The 21396-nt window shown below is 72.2% G+C and carries 10 protein-coding genes; 1 reads left to right on the top strand and 9 read right to left on the bottom strand.

Going from position 1 to position 21396, the window contains the following annotated elements; all coding sequences use genetic code 11:
* Positions 1 to 32 precede the first annotated feature (32 nt).
* Both NLX94_RS20695 and NLX94_RS20690 read right to left on the bottom strand, forming a co-directional pair.
* On the bottom strand, positions 33 to 701 hold the full coding sequence (locus NLX94_RS20695) for an isochorismatase family protein (RefSeq protein ID WP_254384473.1): 669 nt from the start codon (positions 699 to 701) through the stop codon (positions 33 to 35).
* Between the two features lie 191 nt (positions 702 to 892).
* Complete coding sequence (locus NLX94_RS20690; RefSeq protein ID WP_254384472.1) at positions 893 to 1105, bottom strand: MbtH family protein; 213 nt, start codon at positions 1103 to 1105, stop codon at positions 893 to 895.
* Between the two features lie 186 nt (positions 1106 to 1291).
* Between NLX94_RS20690 and NLX94_RS20685 the strand changes: the two genes are divergently transcribed.
* Positions 1292 to 2407 carry an alpha/beta hydrolase-fold protein gene (locus NLX94_RS20685; RefSeq protein WP_254384471.1) on the top strand — a complete coding sequence of 372 codons (1116 nt, stop codon included), beginning with the start codon at positions 1292 to 1294 and terminating at the stop codon, positions 2405 to 2407.
* Positions 2408 to 2494: 87 nt separating this feature from the next.
* Here NLX94_RS20685 and NLX94_RS20680 read toward each other — a convergent pair whose 3' ends face one another.
* From NLX94_RS20680 to NLX94_RS20650, 7 genes are all read right to left on the bottom strand, one after another.
* Entirely contained in the window at positions 2495 to 4198 is a 1704-nt protein-coding gene (locus tag NLX94_RS20680; RefSeq protein ID WP_254384470.1) for an ABC transporter ATP-binding protein, read from the bottom strand.
* Positions 4185 to 15152 (bottom strand): non-ribosomal peptide synthetase, encoded by a 10968-nt coding sequence (locus tag NLX94_RS20675; RefSeq protein ID WP_254384469.1) that lies wholly within the window; start codon positions 15150 to 15152, stop codon positions 4185 to 4187. The genes NLX94_RS20680 and NLX94_RS20675 overlap by 14 nt, the downstream gene beginning before the upstream one ends.
* Before the next feature lie 58 nt (positions 15153 to 15210).
* Positions 15211 to 16998, bottom strand: coding sequence for an ABC transporter ATP-binding protein (locus tag NLX94_RS20670; protein ID WP_254384468.1), 1788 nt, complete (start codon positions 16996 to 16998; stop codon positions 15211 to 15213).
* Positions 16999 to 17000: 2 nt separating this feature from the next.
* Entirely contained in the window at positions 17001 to 18062 is a 1062-nt protein-coding gene (locus NLX94_RS20665) for an iron-siderophore ABC transporter substrate-binding protein (protein WP_254384467.1), read from the bottom strand.
* Positions 18063 to 18167: 105 nt separating this feature from the next.
* Positions 18168 to 19028 (bottom strand): ABC transporter ATP-binding protein, encoded by an 861-nt coding sequence (locus NLX94_RS20660; protein WP_254384466.1) that lies wholly within the window; start codon positions 19026 to 19028, stop codon positions 18168 to 18170.
* 40 nt (positions 19029 to 19068) lie between these two features.
* The gene (locus NLX94_RS20655; RefSeq protein ID WP_254384465.1) at positions 19069 to 20154 is read right to left on the bottom strand and encodes an iron chelate uptake ABC transporter family permease subunit; all 1086 of its coding nucleotides are present in this window, start codon (positions 20152 to 20154) and stop codon (positions 19069 to 19071) included.
* Complete coding sequence (locus NLX94_RS20650; protein WP_254384464.1) at positions 20151 to 21227, bottom strand: iron ABC transporter permease; 1077 nt, start codon at positions 21225 to 21227, stop codon at positions 20151 to 20153. Before NLX94_RS20650 ends, NLX94_RS20655 begins: the two co-directional genes overlap by 4 nt.
* Positions 21228 to 21396: the final 169 nt, after the last annotated feature.

Below are 21396 nucleotides of genomic sequence, written 5' to 3'. Positions count from 1 at the left end.
GGCGCCGCGGTGCGGGCGTCGGCGGGACGCGCTCAGGCGTCCTTGCGCACGCTTCGGGACCCTTCGCCGAGCAGCAGCTCGCGGAGCAGGGTCTCGGTCGTGCACACCACCGCGCTGCGGGCGGCCCAGCGCAGGGCCATCTCGTGCTCCTCGGCGGAGAGGTCGGCGACGGCGTCGGCGACCACGAAGGGCTGGATGTCGTTCATGAAGGCGTCGGCAGCCGTCAGGAGGACGCCGAGGTGGGCGTGGACCCCGCAGACGATCAGCTGGTCACGCCCCTCCGAACGCAGCAGCCTCCCCAAGTGGCTGCGGAGGAAGGCGTTGTGGCGCACGTTGGCCAGTACGCGCTCGCCCGGCCGCGGGGTGAGCGGCGGGATGATCGCGGCGGCGTCGGTCCCGTCCCCGATGCCCGGCCCCCAGACGTCGGCGGCGAGGCCGCGCTGGCCCGGCGGCTGGGCGGCCGGCTCGGCGGTGAAGAAGATCGGAATTCCCAGCGCCGTGGCGAGGGCCCGAAGTGCCGTGATGTTCTCGACGAGTTCCACGACCGGGGACCTGTCCGTGGGGAGTTCCCCCACGAAGTGGTTCTGCATGTCGTGGACGAGGAGTGCGGCGCGGCCGGGGTCGATGGCCCAGGAGGCGCAGGACCGGGGCAGGGCGGCACGGTCGGGCATGGGATAGGAACCGATGACCGGCAGGCCCATGACGATCCCCTCCCCTGATGCCGCGAGCGGCTCCGCACAACGTCTGCGCAGTTAGCTTAGCCTAACCTAATTTAGCTCGGTTCTGCTCGCACTTCCCGGCACGGAGCGGCCCCGGGCACACCGCGAGCGCGGCGCGTCCGGGGCCGTACACCGGTTCCCCACAGGGGCGTTCACCCGCGGGGCGACCCCGTTCAGGCTTCGACGGCCGCCGCGAGGGAGCGGGGGCGCAGGTCGGTCCAGCTCGACTCGATGAACTCCAGGCAGGCGTCACGGGTGGTCTCGGCGAGGGCGACCGACCACCCGCCGGGAGCCTCGGCGAAGGAGGGCCAGAGGGAGTGCTGACCCTCGTCGTTCACCAGGACCAGGAAACGGCCGTCGGCATCGTCGAACGGGTTGGTGCTCATACTGGGGTTCCTCCAGGAGCCCGATGGGACCGGCGGGTGGCGTCGGCGTGCGGCGCGCACGGTCCGACAGCGGGCGCCGTGCCCGTGGGAAAGGTCGATCGGGAATGAAGAGAGCCAACCACTTAGGTTAGGCTCGCCTAATTATAAAGCTTAACGTTTCCCCTTCCCCCTCACAAGGAGACACCGATGCGTGCACTCGAACGGATCCTGGCCGAGGACGGCTCGGAGAGCCCCTTCGCCGCGTTCGACCTGCCCGGCACGCCCGGCACCGATGAGTTCTGGGAGGCCGCGACTCCCGCGTCCGCGCCTTCCGGCGACGGCGGTTGGGTCACCCTGTTCCTGTGGCGCGGCTCCCCGATCGTCATCGACTTCGAGAGCTGGTCGGACCCGGTCGCGCTGCTCCGGTGGCGTGACACGGACTGCTGGTACGCCGAGGTGCGCATGCCGGCGCGGCTCCGGGTGACCTACCGGTTCCTCGCGGATGACGGATCGTCCTACGCCGACCCCCTCAACCCCCTCCGGGCCGGCGGCGACCGGTCCATCGTCGCCACCCCGGACCTTCCGCCCCAGCCGTACTGGCCCGCCGTGGGCGCCGACGACGTACTGCCGCTGCCGCGCACCCGGATCCGCTGGGCGAGCGAACGGCTCGGCGGCAAGCGCACCGTACGGGTCCACCCGGTGGGCGGCGGCGGACCGGTGGTACTGCTGCTCGACGGGGACGACTGGCTGTACCTGCACCCGGCGATGACCGCCTTCGACGCGGCCTTCGAGGCCGGCGAGATGCCCCCGGCCACGCTGGTGTTCCTGCCCACCAAGGACCGGTCGGCGGAGTTCGGTTGCCGGCCCGAGCTGTGGGAGGCGGTACGGGACGAACTGCTGCCGCTGGTCGCCGACAGCGGGGTGCCCGCGGACCTGCACCGGCTGGTGGTCGCGGGGCAGAGCCTCGGCGGTCTGAGCGCGCTGTACGCGGCGACGGAGTTCCCCGAGCTGGTGTCCCGGGTCGCCTGCCAGTCGGGGTCGTTCTGGTGGACGCCGGAGGCCTCGGACCTGCCGGACCCCCTGGGCGGCCCGCGCGGCGGCGCCATCGCCGCGCGGCTGCGCGAACGCCCCGCCCCGTCCGGGCTGCGGATCGCCTTCGACCTCGGCGAGCACGAGACGCGCATGCTCCCCCACTGCGAACTGGTCGAGGCCCTCACGGAACAGGCCGGTGCGACCGTACGGATCTCCAGGTCGCCGTCCGGCCACGACCGGGCGGGCTGGCGAGAGGCCCTGCTCCGGGACGTCGCCTGGGCGCTGGCCTGACGGTCTGACGGTCTGACGACAAGGGGGCCCGGGGGCCCGGCGAATCGCCGGGCCCCCGGGCCCCTTCGTGTTCACCCGCTCAGGAACTCACCGCGTGACCGCCGCGCAGTACGCCGCATCGGTGGCCAGCAAGTGCCGGTGCGTGCCCTCGGCCGCGACGACCCCGTCGTCCAGGACGAGGACCCGGTCGGCGGCATCGAGCAGGGCCGGGCTGCTGGTGATGACCACGGTGGTACGGCCCCGGCGCAGCTCCGCCATCTTGCGCGCGACGAGCTGCTCGGTGACTGCGTCCACGGCCGTGGTCGGGTCGCGCAGCACGAGCACGTCGGAGTCCGCGGCCAGCGCGCGGGCCAGCGAGAGCCGCTGGCGCTGCCCGCCGGAGAGGTTCGAACCGCGGTCGCGGACCTCGTAGTCGAGTCCCTGCCGGTGCAGGGCGACGACATCGGTCAGCATGGAGGCCTCCACGGCCTCGGGCACCGTCCGGCTGGTGCCCGACGGATCGATGTTCGTGCGCAGGGTCCCCGCGAAGATCTCCCCGTCGTACGGGTTCACCAGCATGAGCTCGCGGACCGCCTCGACCGACAGTTCCGCGAGGTCCCGCCCGCCGAGCCGCACCGTTCCGTCGTACGCGGTCGGCGGCACGTTCACGGCCAGGATCGAGGCGAGCTCGGCCGCGGCGCGCGGCTGGTAGACCGCGATCGCGGTGAACTGGCCCGCCGGGACGCGGAACTTCAGCCCCTGGAGGGACTCGTACCGGACGCAGTCGACCTCCAGGTCCCCGCCCGGTGCCGGACGGGCCGTCCCGGGGGCGGCCACCGGCGGGGCGGACAGCACGAGGGCCATCCGCTCCGCCGAGGCGCGCGCCATCATCACGTACTTGGGCATGTCCGAGAACAGCCGGAGCGGTTCCATGATGAACTGCGCCAAGCCCACGGCCATGACGAGCTCACCGATGCTGATCTGCCCCTCGAAGGCCAGCCAGCCCGCGGTCAGGGTCACCGAGGCGGCCAGGGTGGCGTTCAGGCCGAGCGCGGTGCCCGTGTAGACGCCGTTCACCCGGGCGACGGTGATCGACTGTTCCTTCGCCTCCGTGCTGACCTTCCGGTAGGACCGGAACGCCGCGTGGTTGCCGCCGAAGCCGTGCAGCGGGCGCAGGCCGGTGATCAGGTCGGCGACCTTCGCACCCGCCCGGGCCACCCGGGCCTGCTGCTCCTGGGTGCTGCTGCCGATCCGCTTCGACATCACGCTGAGCGTCGAGAGGATCAGAGCCGTTCCGACCATGACCAGCAGGCCGAGCCGGAAGTCCGCCAGGCCCAGTGCCACCGCCGCGACCACCAGCGCGACCGAGGAACTGATCAGCATCGGTACGACCTCGACGATGTCGGCGGTCTGGTCGGCGTCCTCGGTGGCGATGGTGAGCACCTCGCCGGACTTGAGGTCCACGTCCCGGGCCACCGGCTGGAGGCCGCAGGACGCGACCCGCACCCTCCAGCGGTGGGCCTCGGTGGTGTTGGCCTTCTGCAGGATGCGCATCCCGAACCGCCACGACAGCGACACGGTCGTGATGATCACGGCCAGCGCGGCGATCGCCAGGGCGAGCGCCCCGGGGCTGCCCCCGCTCATCGTGTGGTCGACGATCATGCCGAGCGCGATCGGGAAGGCCGTCTCGCCCGCCTGGTACAGGCCCATGAGGACGGTGCCCCAGACCATGGCGCCGACATTGCGCCGTATGGCGGTCCGGAGGATGTCGGATCCCGCGCGGCGGGATCTCTGGACGTCAGGAGTTGTCATCAAGGTGCCGGGCAATCGCTTCGGGGGTTCGCAGGGTGAGCAGGTCACGGATGGTGATCGTCGGGCCGAATTCACGGCGCAGGAGTCCGACCAGGCGTACGGCCAGCATGGAGTGTCCGCCGAGGGACACGAAATCGCTCACGGCGCTCACCTCGTCGTCGTCCAGGTCCAGGGCTTCGGCGAAGAACTCGCAGACCAGGACCTCGGTCTCGGTCTCCGGGCCGCGCTCGCCCGAAGTGGTCAGCGCGCCCAGCGGCTTGGGCTCCGGCAGGGCCTTGGTGTCGGCCTTCCCGTTCACCGTGAGCGGGATGGCGTCGACCTGAGCGTAGTGCGTCGGGCGCATGTAGTCCGGCAGTCCGGTGCCCGCCTCGGCGGCGACCGCCGCGAGATCGGCACCGGCCGCCAGTACGAGGTACGCGGCCAGCCGGTGGGCGCCGTCGACCTGCGGGTCGGGCTGCGCGACCGCGGCGGTGAACCGTACCGCCGGGTGCGCGGCGAACGCGGCCTCGACCTCGCCCAGCTCCACGCGGTGGCCGCGGATCTTGACCTGCTGGTCGGTGCGGCCGAGGTACATCAGGTTCCCGTCCGGCCGGCGGACCACCAGGTCGCCGGTGCGGTACATCCGCTCGCCGGGCGCCCCGAACGGGGAGGCCACGAACCGGTGCGCGGTCTGGGCCGTCTGGCCCAGGTACCCGCGGGCGATGCCGATGCCGGAGACGTAGAGCTCACCGGGAACGCCGTCCGGCAGCGGCCGCAGCCACGGGTCCAGGACGAACACCTCGGTGTTGTCGATGGCCACGCCCACCACCGGGTCCTGGCACTCGAAGGTGCCGACGCCCAGGGTGTTGATGGTGTATTCGGTCGGGCCGTACAGGTTGTAGCCGACCGTCCCCTCGGTCTCGGCGAGCCGCTGCCACAGGGTCGGGGTGACCGCCTCGCCGCCCAGGAGCACCAGCGCGGGACGCCGGTCCGGGTTGTCGAGGAGGCCTTCGGCCGCCAGCTGCTGCGCATAGGTCGGGGTCACGTTGATGACGTCGATCCCGTGCTCGCGGCAGTAGTCGACCAGGGCGGGCGCGTCGCGGCGCAGTTCCTCGTCGCAGATGTGCACCTCGTGGCCGTCGGCGAGCCACAGGAGCTCCTCCCACGACATGTCGAAGGCGAAGGACACCGTGTGCGCGATCTTGAAGATCCGGTTGCCGTGCTCCGCCAGCACCGGTTCGAAGATGCGGCGCTGGTGGTTGATCAGCATGTTGGTCAGTCCGGCGTACTCGGTCACGACGCCCTTGGGCTTGCCCGTCGAACCGGAGGTGTAGATCGTGTACGCGGGGTGCCGCAGCCGGTTCGGGTCGTCGGTCGCGAAGGTCACCAGCGGCTCGGCGTCCGGAAGGGGCCCGTCCAGCTCGATCAGTTCGCCGGTCAGCCGGGGCGAGACGGCGCTGACGGTGAGGATCACCTCGGGCCGGGCGTCCGCGACGATCGTGGCGATCCGCTCGTCCGGGTGGTCCAGCTCCAGCGGTACGTACGCGGCTCCGGTGCGCAGTACGGCGAACAGCGCGACGATCCAGTCCAGCGTGCGCGGGATCGCCAGGCCCACCGTCTTCTCCGGGCCGATGCCGCGCCCGGCGAGCACGCCCGCCAGCAGGCGGCTGCGGTCACGGAGTTCGGCGAAGGTCATGCTCCGCCCGTGTGCGACGAGCGCGACCCGCTCGGGTGCGCGGTCCGCCGCCCGGTCGAAGCGGTCGACCACCGTGTCGGTGCCGATGTCGGTGCGCTCGGCGGGAGCGGGCACCGGCCCGAGGCCGGGCAGCGCGCCCACCGGTCCGGTGGACCGGGCGAGGTTCTGGAGCAGGCCGACGTAGTCGTCGAGGAGCCGGCGGGCGCTGTCGGAGTCGCCGTGGCGGTGCTCCAGCTTGACCGTGAGCCGGTCGCCGGGCGTGACGACCCAGGTGAAGGGGTAGTGCGTGGAGTCGTCCGACTTCACCTCGGTGATGCCGTGGCGGGCGTTCATCTCGGCGAGCCCGTCCAGGTCCAGGAAGTTCTGGAGGACGAACAGGTTGTCGAAGAGGGTGTCGTGGCCGCTGGCCCGCTGGATCTCGCCGAGCCCCAGGTGCTCGTGCTCCATCGCGTCGACCCGGGCCGCCTGTACGGAGGCCAGGTACTCCCCGACCGTGTCCTGCGGCCGGGCCCTGGTCCACAGGGGCACGGTGTTGAGGAGCACGCCGACGATGTCGGACAGGCCCTCGCCCTCCCGGCCGGAGACGGTCACCCCGAACACGGCGTCGGCGCGGCCGGTGTGGGCGCCGAGGAGCAGGCCGAAGGCGCCGGTGAGGACCGAGTTGAGGGTGACTCCGTTCGCCCTGGCGGTCTCCCGGAGCAGCTGTGACTGCTCGGCGGTGAGGGTGTGCAGGAGCGCGGGCGGCAGGTCCTCCGAGAGGACCGGCGCGGGTCCGGCGAGCAGCGTCGGGCCGGAGAGCCCGGTCAGCTGCCCGGCCCAGAACCGCTCCGAGACGGCCGGGTCCTTGGCGGCCAGCGCCCGGGCGTGCTCCTCGAAGCTCGGCACGGCCGGAGTCGTGGAGGGCTGCTCGCCGGCGAGCAGGGCGCGGTAGGACTCGAACAGGTCGCGCAGCACGATCGCGCGGGACCAGCCGTCCCACAGCAGCAGGTGGTAGCTGAGGAGCAGGCCGTCGCGGCCGTCGGGCAGCCGGATCACGGTGAGCCGGATGAGCGGCGGCTCGGCCGGGTCGAAGCCGGTGTTGCGGTCACGGACGCGCAGGGCTTCGACTTCCTCGTCGGTCGACAGCTCGACCGTGCGGACGCCGACCCGGCGGCCGGCCTTGAGGATCTGGACCGGGTTGCCGTCGTCGTCGGTGCTGAAGCCGGCGCCGACGACCGGGTGCCGGGCCATGACGACGGCCATGGCCTCGGTCAGTGCGTCGGTGTCGAGTCGGTGGTCGAGGGCGAAGTAGCTCTGCGCGACGTAGTGTCCGGCCGTGCCGGCCAGCTGCGCCTGGAAGAACAGGCCCCGCTGGAGCGCGGTGACCGGCGCCGTGCGCTCGGCCGTCACGGAGGCTTCCGCGAGGGTTTCCAGCGCGTGCAGCCAGTGCGCGGTGATCTCGTCGGGGATCTCCTCGGCGAGGGTGAAGGTCGCGTGCAGGCTGCCGGTGGCCGCGTCGGTCCAGGCGTTGACCTCCACGGCGTACGGGCTGCCCTGGTCGCCGCCGGTGATGTGCAGCGCCTGGGACTCGCTGCCCCGGCCGAGGTAGTTGAAGAGCACCTGCGGGCGGGCGGTCAGCAGCGGGGCCGTCTGCGGGTTGAGGTAGCGCAGCCGGCCGTAGGCGAGGTGCCCGGACTCGTCGGGCTGCCGCTCGGCGAGTTCGCGGGCCGCCGCGACGGGGTCGGTGTGCGCGGTGAGCCGCACGGGCGCGATGGCGGTGAACCAGCCGACCGTACGGGTGTAGTCGTGGTGCTCCAGTACCGATACCCGGCCGTGCCGCTCCAGCTCGATCGCGAGATCGGTGGGGGCCGGCTGGATCCGCGTCAGGGCGGTGCGCAGGGCGCCGCACAGCAGCTCGGTGAGGGCGACGCCGAGCGCGGCCGGGGCGGTGCGCGTCACCAGGTCACTGGCCTCGGGACCGAGGACCACGGTGGTGTCGCGCAGTGCGCCCGGCGCGGGCAGCAGCGGAGGCGCCTGGAGGGTGTCGATCCAGTGCCCGAGGCCGTCGGTGCCGGCGGCGGATCGCAGGGTCAGCGCGTCGGCGTACTCCGCGTAGGAGGTGGTCGCCGGTGCGAGGGTCTCCCCGCGCAGGGCGGCGGCCAGGTCGTCCGCCAGGATCAGCCAGGAGACCGCGTCGACCGCGAAGTGGTGCACGGTGACCACCAGCGTGCCGGTCGCCGCGAGCCAGGTGAAGGCCGTGAGTTCCCCGGTCTCGGGGTCGAGCCGTCCGGCGGCCTCGTTCGCGGCGGCCGTGGCGTCGGCCGTGGCCGCGCGGACGACGGTGGCCGTACCCACGGGCTCGGTGCGCAGGGTCCACACGCCGTGCTCGGTGTTCAGACGCATCCGCAGGGCCGGGTGGGCGGCCAGTACGGCGTTCGCGGCGCGCTCGATGTCGGCGAAGGCCGTGCCTTCCGCCACGTCCACCGCCCTGGCCTGGGCGAACCGGGCGAGGGAGCCGCCCAGTTCGCGCTGGCGCAGGATGATCGGCGTGGGCGCCAGCGGGCCGTCCTCGCGGCGCGCGGGGCCCGCGGCGGTGGCCGGGGTCTGCGGCGCACGCGTGCCCAGGAGCTCCGCAAGGGCGCGCGGCGTCTTCAGGAGGAACACGTCGCGGGGTGCGATCGGCAGGCCGAGCGCCCGGGCGCGGTTGACCACGGTGATGGCGACGATGCTGTCGCCGCCGGCTCCGAAGAAGTCCGTGTCGGCGTCGGCGTCCGGGTGGGACAGGGTGTCGGCGAAGATGCCGACCAGCGCGGCGCGTACGGATTCGGTGCCGGCTTCGGCGACGGATCCGGTGACGGCGCCGGCGGCCGGATCGGCGTAGGAACCGCCGGCCACCGGGGTGTCGTCCTGCGCGGCCCGCGCGATCAGGGCCTTGCGGTCGAGCTTGCCGTTGACGGTCAGCGGCAGGGCGTCCACGGGCAGGACCCGGCCCGGCACCATGTGCACGGGCAGCTTCTCGCCGAGCAGGGAGGAGAGGTCGCCGGGCACTCGGCCCACGACGTGCGCGACCAGGTGGTCGCCGCTGTCGGCCACGGTGACGGCCACGTCGACCACGCCGTCGAGGTCCCGCAGCGCGGACTCGACCTCGCCGAGCTCGATGCGGAAGCCCTTGAGCTGCACCTGGTCGTCGGCGCGGCCGGTGAACTCCAGCTCCCCGTCGAGGGTGCGGACGGCCAGGTCGCCGGTGTGGTACATCCGGGAGCCGTCGCCCGCGAACGGATTCGCCACGAAGCGGCCCGCGGTCAGGCCCGGCCGGCCGAGGTAGCCGAGGGACACCTGGTCCCCGGCCACGTAGATGGCGCCCACCTGCCCCGGCGGCACCGGCCGGAGCCGGTCGTCGAGCAGGTAGGTGGTCAGGCCCGGGATGGGTCCGCCGATGGGGCTCACCTCGTCGCCGAAGGCGAAGTCCTCCTCGGTCAGCACCCGGTGGGTCACGTGGACCGTGGTCTCGGTGATCCCGTACATGTTGACGAGCTCGGGCGAGACGGCGCCGTGCCGCTCGATCCAGCCGCGCAGCCGTCCGAGGTCCAGTGCCTCTCCGCCGAAGATGACGCGGCGCAGGGCCGGAAGCGGCTCATCGGCGTGCCGGTCGGCCTCGACGAACTGGTAGAAGGCGGAGGGGGTCTGGTTCAGCACGGTCACCCCGCGCTCCCGGACCAGCCGGTGGAAGTCGACCGGGGAGCGGGTCAGCCCGTAGTCGGGCACGAGCAGCTCGCCGCCGTGCACCAGGGCGCCCCACAGCTCCCAGACCGCGAAGTCGAAGGAGTAGGAGTGGAACTGGACCCAGACGTCTTCGGGGCCGAAGCCCATGTCGGGCTGGGTGTTGGCGAGCAGCGCCACGACGCTGGAGTGCGGGACGACGACGCCCTTGGGCCTGCCGGTCGACCCGGAGGTGTAGATCACGTAGGCGGGGTCGTGCCAGCTGACCTCGCCGGCGGCGGGCTCGGCCTCCCCCTGCGGCAGTTCGTCACCCTGTACGAGGACGCGTGCGGCGACTCCCGCCCGCTCCAGCAGGGCCGTGAAGCGTTCGCGCTGACCGGGGTCCACGAGGACGGCCTGCGGGGCTGCGTCGGCGAGGACGTACTCCAGCCGGTCGTCGGGGTAGGCCATGTCGAGCGGTACGTAGGCCCCGCCGGCGCTGACGATGGCGACGAGGGCGACGACCTGCTCGATGGTGCGCGGGACGGCCACGGCGACGCGCCGGCCCGGCCGGACCCCGGCCGCGCGCAGGGCGGCGGCCAGTTCGTCCTTCGCGGCGGCGAGTTCGCCGTAGGTCAGCGAGCGGGTGGCGCCGTCGAGCGCGCACTGGGTGACGGCGGTGGCCGCCGGGTCCCGGTCCGCCGCGGCGTCGAAGAGCGCGCCGAGGGTGGTCGGGGCGATCCGTGCGGGGGTCCTGCCCGTCTCGGGGGCCAGTTCGCCGACCGGGGCGTCCGGCCGGGTGAGCAGGCCGGTGAGGGTCCGCGTGAACCGGTTCAGGATGTCCTGGGCGCTGTTCTCGCGGAGCAGTTCGCCGTCGTAGATCAGGTTGAACCGCGGGCGCCCGTCGAGGGCCCGTTCCACGACCAGGGTCAGCGGGTAGTGCGGTGCTCCCTCGTTGACGAGGCCGGTGACGGCGAGGGTGTCGCCGGTGCGGCGCAGCGCGGCCACGTCGGTGGCCACGTCGAACACCACGAGGGTGTCGAAGAGGGAGCCGACGCCGGCGAGCCGGCCGATCCGGGCCAGTGAGACGTGCTGGTGCGGCAGGACCGCGCCCTGGTGCTCGCGTACGGAGGCGAGCAGTTCGGCCGCCGTGGTGCCGGGGGCCCACCGGGCCCGCAGCGGGACGGTGTTGATGAACAGGCCGACCATGTCCTCGATGCCGGGGACGTCCGCGTCGCGGCCGGAGACGGTGGAGCCGAAGACCACGTCGGCGGAGTGCAGGATGCCGCCCAGGGTCACGGCCCAGGCGCTGTGCACGGCCACGCTGAGCGGTACGCCGGCGGTACGGGACGCGGTGTCGATGTCGAGCGGCGGCTCGAGGGAGGTGTCGGCGAACCGGTCGGACGGGGTGTGGTCCTTGGCCACCAGCGAGGGGCCGGGGAGCTCGGCGAGTTCGGCGCCCCACACACGGTCGCTCTCGTCGGCGTCGCGCTCCGCGAGCCAGCCGACGTAGTCGGGGAAGCCGCTCAGCGGGTAGGTGCTGCCCGGCGCGTGGTATTCGGCGAGCAGCGTGCGGAGCATCGGGGGCACCGACCAGCCGTCGGCGATGATGTGGTGGACGGTCTGGACGAGGACGTCACGGCCGGATTCCGGGTCGCGGACCAGGGTGAACCGCATCAGCGGGCCCGTGGCCAGGTCGAATCCGGCGCGGCGGTCCCGCTCCGCGTGGGCGTGCAGCTCCTCGTCGGTGATGCCGGGCCGCTCCAGGACGGTGAAGGGCGCCTCGGCGCCGCTTTCCAGTACGGAGACGACGCGGCCGTCGGCGAGGGCCGTGAACCGCGCGGCCAGGTTCGGGTACAGGGTGAGCAGCCGGGTGGCCGCGGCCCGGAGGCGGTCGGGGTCGAGTTCGCCCTCCAGCGTCAGCAGCTGCTGTTCGACGTAGCTGCCCGCGGAGTCGTCGTCGAAGACCGAGTGGAAGTACAGGCCTTCCTGGAGCGGGGTCAGCGGCAGGACGGCGCGGAGCGCGGGTCCGTCCAGGGTGTCGACGTCGGCCTGGGTCAGCCGCACCAGCGGGAAGTCGCTGGGCGAGTGGCCGCCCTCCTCGAGGGCCGCCAGGGCGGTGAGGGCCGCCTGGAAGTAGCCGCCGATCGCCTCGATGTCCTCGTCGGTGAACATCCCGTCGGGCCAGGAGACGGTGGTGACGAGTTCGTACTCGCCGGTGGCGGAGGGTTCGGCGATCGCGTTGAACTCCAGGGCGCGCGGCAGGCGCATCCTGGGGTCGCGCTTCTCGCCGAGCTGCCCGGTGGTGCCGGAGAGCTGCCAGTCCCCGGACGCGCCCGCGTCGAAGCGGCCGAGGTAGTTGAAGAGGACCTGGGGTGCCGGGGCCGCGAAGGCGGCGTCGGCCAGGTAGCGCAGGGCGCCGTAGGAGACGCCGTTGCTCGGTACGCGGGCGAGGTCCTCCTTGACCGCCTTGAGGGCGGCGGCGAGGTACCGGGGGTCGGTGAAGTCGCCGGTCGTGCCGGGGTCCACGGTCACCGGGAACAGCGTCGTGAACCAGCCGACGGTCCGTGACAGGTCCGGCTCGATGCCGGCGGCGCCCGCCACGTGGCGGCCTTCGCGGCCGTGGCCCTCCAGCTCGACGTGCGCGAAGGTCTGCTCCTGGCCGCGGTCGCGGCGCCACCGGGCGAGGGTGACGGCGAGCGCGGTCAGGAGGACGTCGTTGACGCCCGCGTGGAACTTGGCGGGGATGTCGCCCAGCAGTGCGGTCGTGGCCGCGGAGTCGACGGTGAAGACCCGGGTCCGCTCCCGCTCGACCGTGTCGTGCTCGGACGGGGCGCGCCTGCCGAGGAGCTCGTCGGGGCCCGGCAGGGGGCGCTCGAAGTAGGCGCGGTCCGCGTCGAACCCGGCGCTTTCCAGGAGCTGGGTCCAGCGCCGGAACGAGGTGCCCACCGGGGGGAGTTCTATCTCCTGACCGGCGGTGAACCGGCGCCACGCCGTCGCCAGGTCCTCCATCAGGACCCGCCAGGACACGCCGTCGACCACCACGTGGTGGGCGACCAGGACCAGTTGGCGGGCCTCGCGGCGCCAGACGGCCCGCAGCATCACGCCGTTGTCCGGGTCAAGTCCTTCGGTGGCGAGGGCCACGCACGCGTCGAGCGGCCCGTCGCTCTCCTGCCAGTCGGCGGTGACCGCGCCGGCCTCCGGGATGTCGAAGCTCCAGCGGTCCCCGCGGACGAGCCGGGCGCGCAGCATGTCGTGCCGGCCGACGACGGAGTCGAGGACGGGGCCGAGGACGTCGGCGGTGAGGTCCGCCGGGGTGTTCAGGACGACCGCCTGGACGAAGCCGTCGATCGCGTCCGTGGTCCGGCCGAGCCACTGGACGATCGGCGATCCCACGACGGGACCGGTCGCGACGTCGGCGTGGTCCACCCGGGCCACGTCCTCGCGGCCGGCGACCGCCGCCAGGGCGCCCAGGACGCTGTTGGCGAATATCTGGCCCGCGGTGACGTAGAGGCCCGCTTCGCGCAGCGCGCTCAGCAGCGAGATGGCGAGGATGCTGTCTCCGCCGAGCTGGAAGAAGTCCTGGTCGACGCCGACTTCCTCCAGCCGCAGCACGGAGGCGACGGCCGCGCACACGGCGCGCTCCTCGTCGGTGGTGGGCCGGACGAACGTCCCGGTCACGATCTCGGGTTCGGGCAGTGCCCGCCGGTCGAGCTTGCCGTTCGCGGTGAGCGGGAACTCTGCCATGACGACGATGTGGGCGGGCACCATGTACTCGACCATGTGCTCGGTGGCCCAGGCCTTGACCTCGTCGGCCCGCAGTTCCGCGGCTCCGGCGGCGGGGATCACGTACCCCACGAGGTAGGTGCCGCCCGCGCTGTTCTTCTTCGCGATGACGCAGGTGTGCCGTACGGCGGGGTGCTCGGCGAGGCCGGCCTCCACGTCCTCCAGTTCGAGGCGCATGCCGCGGACCTTGACCTGGTTGTCGGCGCGGCCGAGGAAGTCCAGGGAGCCGTCGGGGGCGAACCGGGCGAGGTCACCGGTGCGGTAGAGGCGGGAGCCGTCGGTCGCGAAGGGGTTCGCCACGAACCGGGAGGCGGTCAGGCCGGGTGCGTTCACGTACCCGCGGCCCAGGAGGAAACCGCCGACGTAGAGCTCGCCGCCGACGCCGACCGGGACGGGGCGCAGCTCGTCGTCGAGGACGTACAGCTGGGTGTTCGGGTTGGCCTTGCCGATCGAGGTCGACAGGCGCTCGGCCTCGCCCCGGTAGATGACGTGGGAGACGCCGATGGTCGTCTCGGCCGGGCCGTAGCCGTGGTACATGGGGATGTCGAGCCGGGTGCGGTAGCGCTCGTACAGCTCGGGGGTGAGCACCTCGCCGCCGCACCACACGTGGCGCATGCTGTCGAGGCGGTCGGAGTCTCCGGCGATCTCCAGCAGGACGTCCAGCATGGAGGAGACGAGGTAGGTGAAGGTGACCCGGTGTTCGGCGATCACGCCGAGCAGGTGGTGCGGGTCTCGTTCGCCGCCGGGCCGCAGGACCACGAGGCGGCCGCCGCACACCAGCGGGAGGAATATCTCGTTGATGGATATGTCGAAGGACAGCGGTGCCTTGAACAGCGAGGCGTCGTCGTGTCCGAAGCCGAGGATCTCGTTGACCTGCCACAGCAGGCGCTCGCTGATCGCCTCGTGGCGGATCATCGCGCCCTTGGGGCGGCCGGTGGAACCGGACGTGAAGATCACGTAGGCCAGGGAGTTGCCGTGGGAGGTGATTCCGGTGCCCTCGGAGGGCTGGTCGGCGTATCGCCAGTCGTCGAGATCGACGACGATGGCGGCCGGTTCCGCGGGGTCCTGCTCGTCGGAGCCGCTGAGCTGCAGCACGACCCGTGCGTCGTCGATGACGACGGCGCGGCGCGCGGCGGGCCACGACGGGTCGAGCGGGACGAACGCGCAGCCGGCCTGGAGCACGCCGAGCAGGCCGATGACCATGTCGGCGGAGCGGCCCAGCGAGATGCCCACGACCTGCTCGGAGCCGAGTCCGCGGCCGATCAGGTGGTGGGCCAGCTGCGCGGACAGCTCCGCCGCCTGGCGGTAGGTCAGCGAGCGGTGTTCGTCGATGATGGCGACCGCGTCCGGCCGGAGCCGCGCCTGCTCGCGGAACATCTCCACGATGGTCGGCCGGACCCGGTCCGCCGCGTTGTCGTTCCACTCGGCGAGGGTCTTCAGGCGCTCCGCCACTCCGGACGGGCTGATGGTGCCGAGGGCCCGGTCGGGGAAGTCCGCCAGGTCGTCCAGCGCGCGCTGCGCGTCGCAGGCCGGGACCCCCTCGGGGACGGCGATGGCGAAGCCGTCCGGGGCGGCCGCGCCGCTCTCCCAACCGCTGGGCGCCGTACCGCCGTTGTCGACCCAGCCGAGGACGTCCGCGAAGAGCGTGCCGGGGGTCAGGTCGATTCCGTCGGGGCTTTCGCCCGTCGCCCAGTACGACAGTCCGATGGCACAGGCCTCGGCGATGGTCCGGTCGGAGTATCCGCCGGTACGCCGGCGCACGTCTGCCAGGCGCGTAGGAGAGATCAGCACGAGACGAGCGCTCGGTTCCATCATTTGAAGACTCAACACCCTTCCAAGGTACGAAGGCTAGCCTAACCTAAATTAGGGTGACCTAACTAGCGTCTCTCCAGGCTCGCCAGAGTCGCGCGTAGCGGCCGCCCAGGGCCACCAACTCCTCGTGCGTGCCCAGCTCCACGACGCGTCCCGCATCCAGCACGGCGATCCGGTCGGCCGCCACCGCCTGGGTCAGCCGGTGGGCCACGAACAGCGTGGTCCGACCGGCGCAGGCGGCCAGCACGGCCCGCTCCAGTTCAGCGGCGCCCTCGCTGCCCGCCTCCGCGGTCGACTCGTCGAGCACCACCACGGGCGCCCGCCCCAGCACCAGCCGGGCCAGGGCCACCTGGGCGACCTTCGTGCCGTCCAGCCGGGCACCGCCCTCACCGACCGCGGTGTGCAGCCCCTCGGGGAGCGCTTCGACCCACTCCGCCGCGCCTACGATGCCCAGCGCGGCCAGCAGTTCGGCGTCGGTGGCCTCCGGCGCGGCCAGGCGGAGGTCGTCGGCGAGCGGCCCGGAGAACACGTGCGTCTCCTGGGTCAGGATGCTCACCAGAGCCCTCGCCGCGGCCTCGTCCAGATCGGCGAGGTCGGTCGGACCGATCCGCACCGACCCGGCCTCCGGGGTGCCGATACCGGCGATGAGCGCGGCCAGGGTCGTCTTGCCGGCGCCCGTCGCGCCCACCAGGGCCAGCGAGCCGCCCGCCGGGATCGTCAGGCTGACGTCGCTCAGGACCGGCCCCTCGGAACCCGGGTAACGGAAGGTCAGCCCCTTCACCGTCACCGGGCACGACTCCCGGTCCTCCGGCGCGGCGGACGAGTCGCCCACCAGCCGGTCCTCGGTGGACTCCGCCAGCACCCCGACGAGCCGGGTCAGGCTCGCGCCCGACTTCTGGGCCTCGTCGAAGGTGAACATGATCGCGCCCAGCGGTGTGAACAGGCGGTGGAACACCAGCGGCGCCGCCGCCACCTCACCGAGGCTGGCGGATCCGGTCTCCAGCAGGACGTAGCCCACCACGAGGATCAGGGTGAGACCGATGAACTCCGCCCGGTTCTCCCGGCCGACGAACCGGCCGAAGAAGTGGAACACCTCGATGCCGAGGTCCCGCACCCGCCGCGAATCCTCGGAGACCTTCTCGCGGAAGGCCTCCTCCAGGCGGTGCGCCCGTACCGTCTCGATCCCGTTGAGCCCGCTGATCAGCGCCTGCGCGCGCTCGGCCTGGGCCACCGCGCGCTTCTGGTAGAGCGGGGCCGACCGGGGCAGGTACCAGCGCAGGGCCAGCCCGTAGGCCGGGAGCGCACAGGCGCCGGCCAGGCCGAGCCGCCAGTCGAGGCCGAACATGCCGATGGTGGCGATGGCCACCAGGACCCCCGCGGAGAACACCGTGGGGATGGCCGACCGGATGCCCTTGGACAGGACGGCGACGTCGTCGCCGACCCGGGAGAGCACGTCACCGCGGCCCACTTGCTCGACCCGGGCGCTGGGCATGCCCAGGACGGCCCGTACGGCGCCTTCGCGCAGGTCCGCGAGCAGGTCGGCGCCGAGCCGCCCGATCAGGTAGGCGGACAGGGCGGTGGCCGCCGCGCCGAGGAGCGCGGCGGCCACCATCCAGGCCCCGATCGTGACCAGGACCGAACGAGATTCGCCCCCGGTCACCGCGTCGACCACCCGGCCGAGCAGCAGGACCGGGAGCATCTGCAGAGCCGCCCCGGCGACCGTGCTGAGTACGGCGCCGGACGTCAGCCATGGCATCGTGCGGCAGTTGGCCACGACCCATCGGGCTGCTTCACGTCCGGTCGTCGTACGCAGGGTTGCCGGGGCGACCCGAGTGTCCGTGGTGCTCACACCTAGCCGACCGACTTGACGAGCTCGTCGATGGCGAAGGGCAGGGCGGGCAGGGTGGCCTGGGACATGGCCGCGCCGGCCGCCGGGCCCTCGCTGTCCAGCAGGTAGGACACCTTGTTGGCCTTGGTGACCTTCAGGTTGGCGAAGAGCTCGGACTTCTTCATCGCGTCCGTGTCGGCCTGGTCGTTGATGACGAAGACACGGTCGACGTCAATGAGGTTCATGCGCTCCGGGGAGAGCGCGAAGGAGAACTTGCCCTCCGAGATCTTGTCGAGCTCGGTCTGGGGCTTGAAGCCCATGCCGGTCAGCAGCTGGCCGCGCACGTCGGTGGAAGTGAAGGGGTTGACCGCGTCCTTGTACCAGGACACCGCGACGGCCGTCTGGGTGGCGAACTCGGGGTGCGCCTTCTTGACCGTGGCGAGCTTGTCCTGGATGCCCTGAATCATCGCCTTGCCCTCGGTCTCCTTGCCGACCGCCTTGGCGATCTGGAGGGCGTTGTCCGACCACGGAGCGCTGAAGGGCTCCTTCTCGGCCTTGGTCCGGCCGACCGTCGGCGCGATCTTCGAGAGCTTGTCGTAGGCGGCCTGGTCGACCTCGGAGTAGACCGCGATGATCAGGTCGGGGCGCAGGGCCGCGATCTTCTCGAAGTTGGGGCCGGCGTCACCGTTGTTCATGATGACCTCGGGCTTGGTCTCGCCCCACTTGTCCTTCACCCAGGGCCACTGGGTGTTGATGTCGGGGCTCTGACCGGCCGGGTTCGGGTACTGGTCGACCATGCCGACCGGCTTGATGCCGAACGCGAGGACGTTCTGGTCGTCGGTGTAGCCGACGGTGACAACCCGCTGGGGGGCCTTCTTGACCTCGGTGGTGCCGAAGAAGTGCTCGACGCTGACCGGGAACGCGCCGTTCGCGGCAGGGGCGTTGGCGGCGTCGTCCTTCTTCTTGTCCTTGTCGGCCGAGTCGGAGCTGCACCCAGCAAGGAGGCCTACACCGAGGGCCGCGGCGGACACGGTTGCCGCCAGCTGCCGCCAGGGCTTGTTACGTGTCGTTCGGTCGAGGAGCATGCGGAATCCCTTGCTTTCGTGCTGTCCACTGCGGCCCCACTTAGGGCAGGCAAACCGTACCCCGGGGAAGTGAGGTAAGCCTAGCCTAAGTTCAGAAGCTCTTGTTCAGCTGTCCACACTCTGACCGAGCCCGCTGCGGACGTGAGTCCGCCCGATCGGCACGACGAGCGGCCGATCGCCCACCGGGTCGTCGATCACCATGGCACGCAGGCCGAATGCCTCGTGCAGCAATTCGGCGGTCAGCACCTCGCGCGGGTGCCCCTGCGCCAGGACCGAACCGGCTTTCATCACAATGAGGTTGTCGCTGTAGCGCGCGGCCAGGTTGAGGTCGTGCAGCACCATCACCACGGTGCGCCCCGACTCGTGCAGGTCGTCGACCAGGTCGAGCACGTCGACGGCGTGCGCCAGGTCCAGATAGGTGGTGGGCTCGTCGAGCAGCAGCAGATCCGTGCCCTGAGCGAGGGTCATGGATATCCATACGCGTTGACGCTGCCCCCCGGAGAGCGCGTCGACCGGACGGTCGGCCAGGTCGGCCACCCCCGTCATGGCCAGGGCGTGCTCCACGACGGAGGCGTCGTCGGAGGACCACTGGCGCAGCCAGCTCTGGTGCGGATGCCGGCCCCTGGCCACCAGGTCGGCCACGGTCAGGCCCTCCGGCGCGACCGGCGCCTGGGGCAGCAGGCCGAGCTTCTTCGCCACGTCCCTGGTCCGCAGCCGCGCGATGTCCTCGCCGTCCAGGACCACGGATCCGCCGGTCGGCTTGAGCAGCCGCGACAGGGTCCTCAACAGGGTGGACTTGCCGCACCCGTTGGGGCCGATGATCGTGGTCACCACGCCCGGCGGTATCGCCACGTCGAGCGAGTCGATGACGGTCCGGTCGCCGTACCCGACCGTGACGCCCTTGGCCGCCAGCCGCGGGACGGCACCGGCCCCGGACTCGATCTCGGTGATGGACTGAGCGACCACGGCTCCCCCTCTATTTAGGCTTGCCTAACCTTTTTATCACCTAGCGGCGGTTCGCCCGCACCAGGAGGTAGATGAGGAAGGGGCCGCCGATCGCGGCGGTGACCACGCCGACCGGCAGGCTGATCGGCAGCACCGTACGGGCGACCAGGTCCGAGCCGATCAGCAGCACCGCCCCCACCACGGCGGACGCCGCCAACGGCGGCGTCGGGGACTTCGTCAGACGGAGCGCCACCTGCGGCGCCACCAGGGCGACGAACGGGACCGGCCCCGCCGCACTCACCGCGAAGCCGGCCAGGAGCACCGCGCACAGCAGCAGGACGGCCCGTACCACCGCATACCGAACACCGAGACCGGCGGCCACGTCGTCGCCGAAGTGCAGCGGCTTGAACTGGAAGGAGACGCACGCCACGACCACCGCGAGGGCGAGCGTGCCCCAGAGCGCCACCCCCACCTCGTCCCACGACCGGCTGTCCAGGGAGCCGACCAGCCACGCCTGGGCCCGCGCCACGTCCCTGATGTCGGCGATGGCCAGCAGCCAGGTCGTGATCGCCTCCATCGCGGCGGTCACGGCAAGGCCGATGAGGATGAGCCGGAAGCCGTCGACCCCGCGGCGCCAGGCCATGAAGTACACCAGCAGGCCCGTGCCGAGACCGCCCGCGAGCGCCGCTCCGGACAGTCCCACGGAGCTGACGACGGCGGCCGAGGCTCCGCCGGACACCGTCACCAGGCACACCGCGACCGCGCTGGCGCCTCCGGTGATGCCGAGGATGTCCGGGCTGGCCAGCGGATTGCGGGCGATGGACTGGGTGATGGCCCCGGACATCCCGAGCGCGATGCCGACGACGAGCCCGGCCAGGGCCCGCGGCATGCGCAGGTCCATGATCACGAACTGGTCGACCTGCTCGCCCCCGCCGAAGAGGGTGGCCACCACCTGGGACAGGCCGATGGGGAAGTCCCCCACGGCTATGGACAGGCAGAACATCAGGAAGGCCGCCGCCGCCAACAGCAGCGTGACCAGCAGGATCCTGGGCCGCCAGACGAACGAGATGCCGCCGATCCGCACGCCCGGCGCCACCGAAGGCCGCCGATCGGGCTCCCGGGCAGGCTTCACCACTGTCACGTTCATGCGTTCTTGAACTTTCCCCGCCACACCAGGATCGCGAAGAAGGGGGCGCCGAGGAGAGCGACGAGGATGCCCGCCTCCAGCTCTCCCGGCCGCACCACGACGCGTCCCACGATGTCGCAGACCAGAAGGACGACCGCGCCGAGCAGGCCCGCGTACGGCACCAGCCAGCGGTAGTCGGGCCCGGCCAGGTACCGGGCCACGTGCGCCACCATGAGTCCGAGGAAGGCGATGGGGCCGCACGCCGCCGTGGCGGCGCCCGCCATCAGCGTGATGGCGACGATCCCGGTGATCCGGATCAGCGTGATGTTCACGCCCAGTCCCCGCGCCACGTCGTCGCCCAGGTTCATCAGGTTGACGGAGGGCAGGGTGGCCAGCGCCAGGACCAGCCCGACCACGATGAAGGCGGTCACCGGCCAGATGACGTCGAAGCCGACGCCGGCCACCGACCCGGCGTTCCAGAAGCGCAGGGCGTTCAGCGCCGCCTTGTCCGACAGCGCGACCGCCGTCGTCATCGCCATCAGGAACACCGCGACCCCCTGCCCGGCCAGAGCGAGCGTCAGCGGATTGCCGGCGCCCCGGCCGATGCTCGACAGCCCGAACACGACGACACCGGCGAGCCCGGCGCCCAGGAAGGCGAACCAGACGTACTCGAACGGGTCGGTGAGCCCGAGCAGGGCGATCGCCGACACCACGGCGAACGAGGCTCCGGTGTTCACCCCGAGAAGGCCGGTGTCCGCGATGGGGTTGCGCGTGTACCCCTGGATCAGTGCGCCGGCGACGCCCAGGGCGATGCCCGCCACGATCGCGAGGACCGTACGGGGCACCCGTACGGTCTGCATGATGAGTCTGGCTTCGGAGAGCTTCTGGTCGGGGTCCGGGTCCGCGAAGAGGCCGTGCCACGCCTCGGCGGGGCTGAGCGCCCGCGCGCCGACGGCGAGGGACACCACCGCCGCGACCACGAGGACCGCGAGGAGGGCGCCCAGGCCCACGATCCGCCGCCGCCGGACCCGCGCGACGACCTGGGAAGGCGCCGGGCGTTCGACCGTGGCCGCGCCCACGTCGAGGCGGGTCATCCGTTGCGTCCGATGCGGACCGGGGGCCGTCCGGGCGCCTCGCGCTCGCGGGCGGGCGGGCCGTCGGCGGGGCGGCGAGTACCAGTGGGCACGGACGTTCCTTCTTCGTGGGGCGACTGGTTGCACAGTACTGCCGTGCCTCCGGTGCGGACGCATCGGAGGCACGGCA

This window comes from Streptomyces sp. TBY4 (assembly GCF_024213195.1).
Classification (GTDB): Bacteria; Actinomycetota; Actinomycetes; order Streptomycetales; family Streptomycetaceae; genus Streptomyces.
This window is presented reverse-complemented; position numbering and strand designations above follow the sequence as displayed.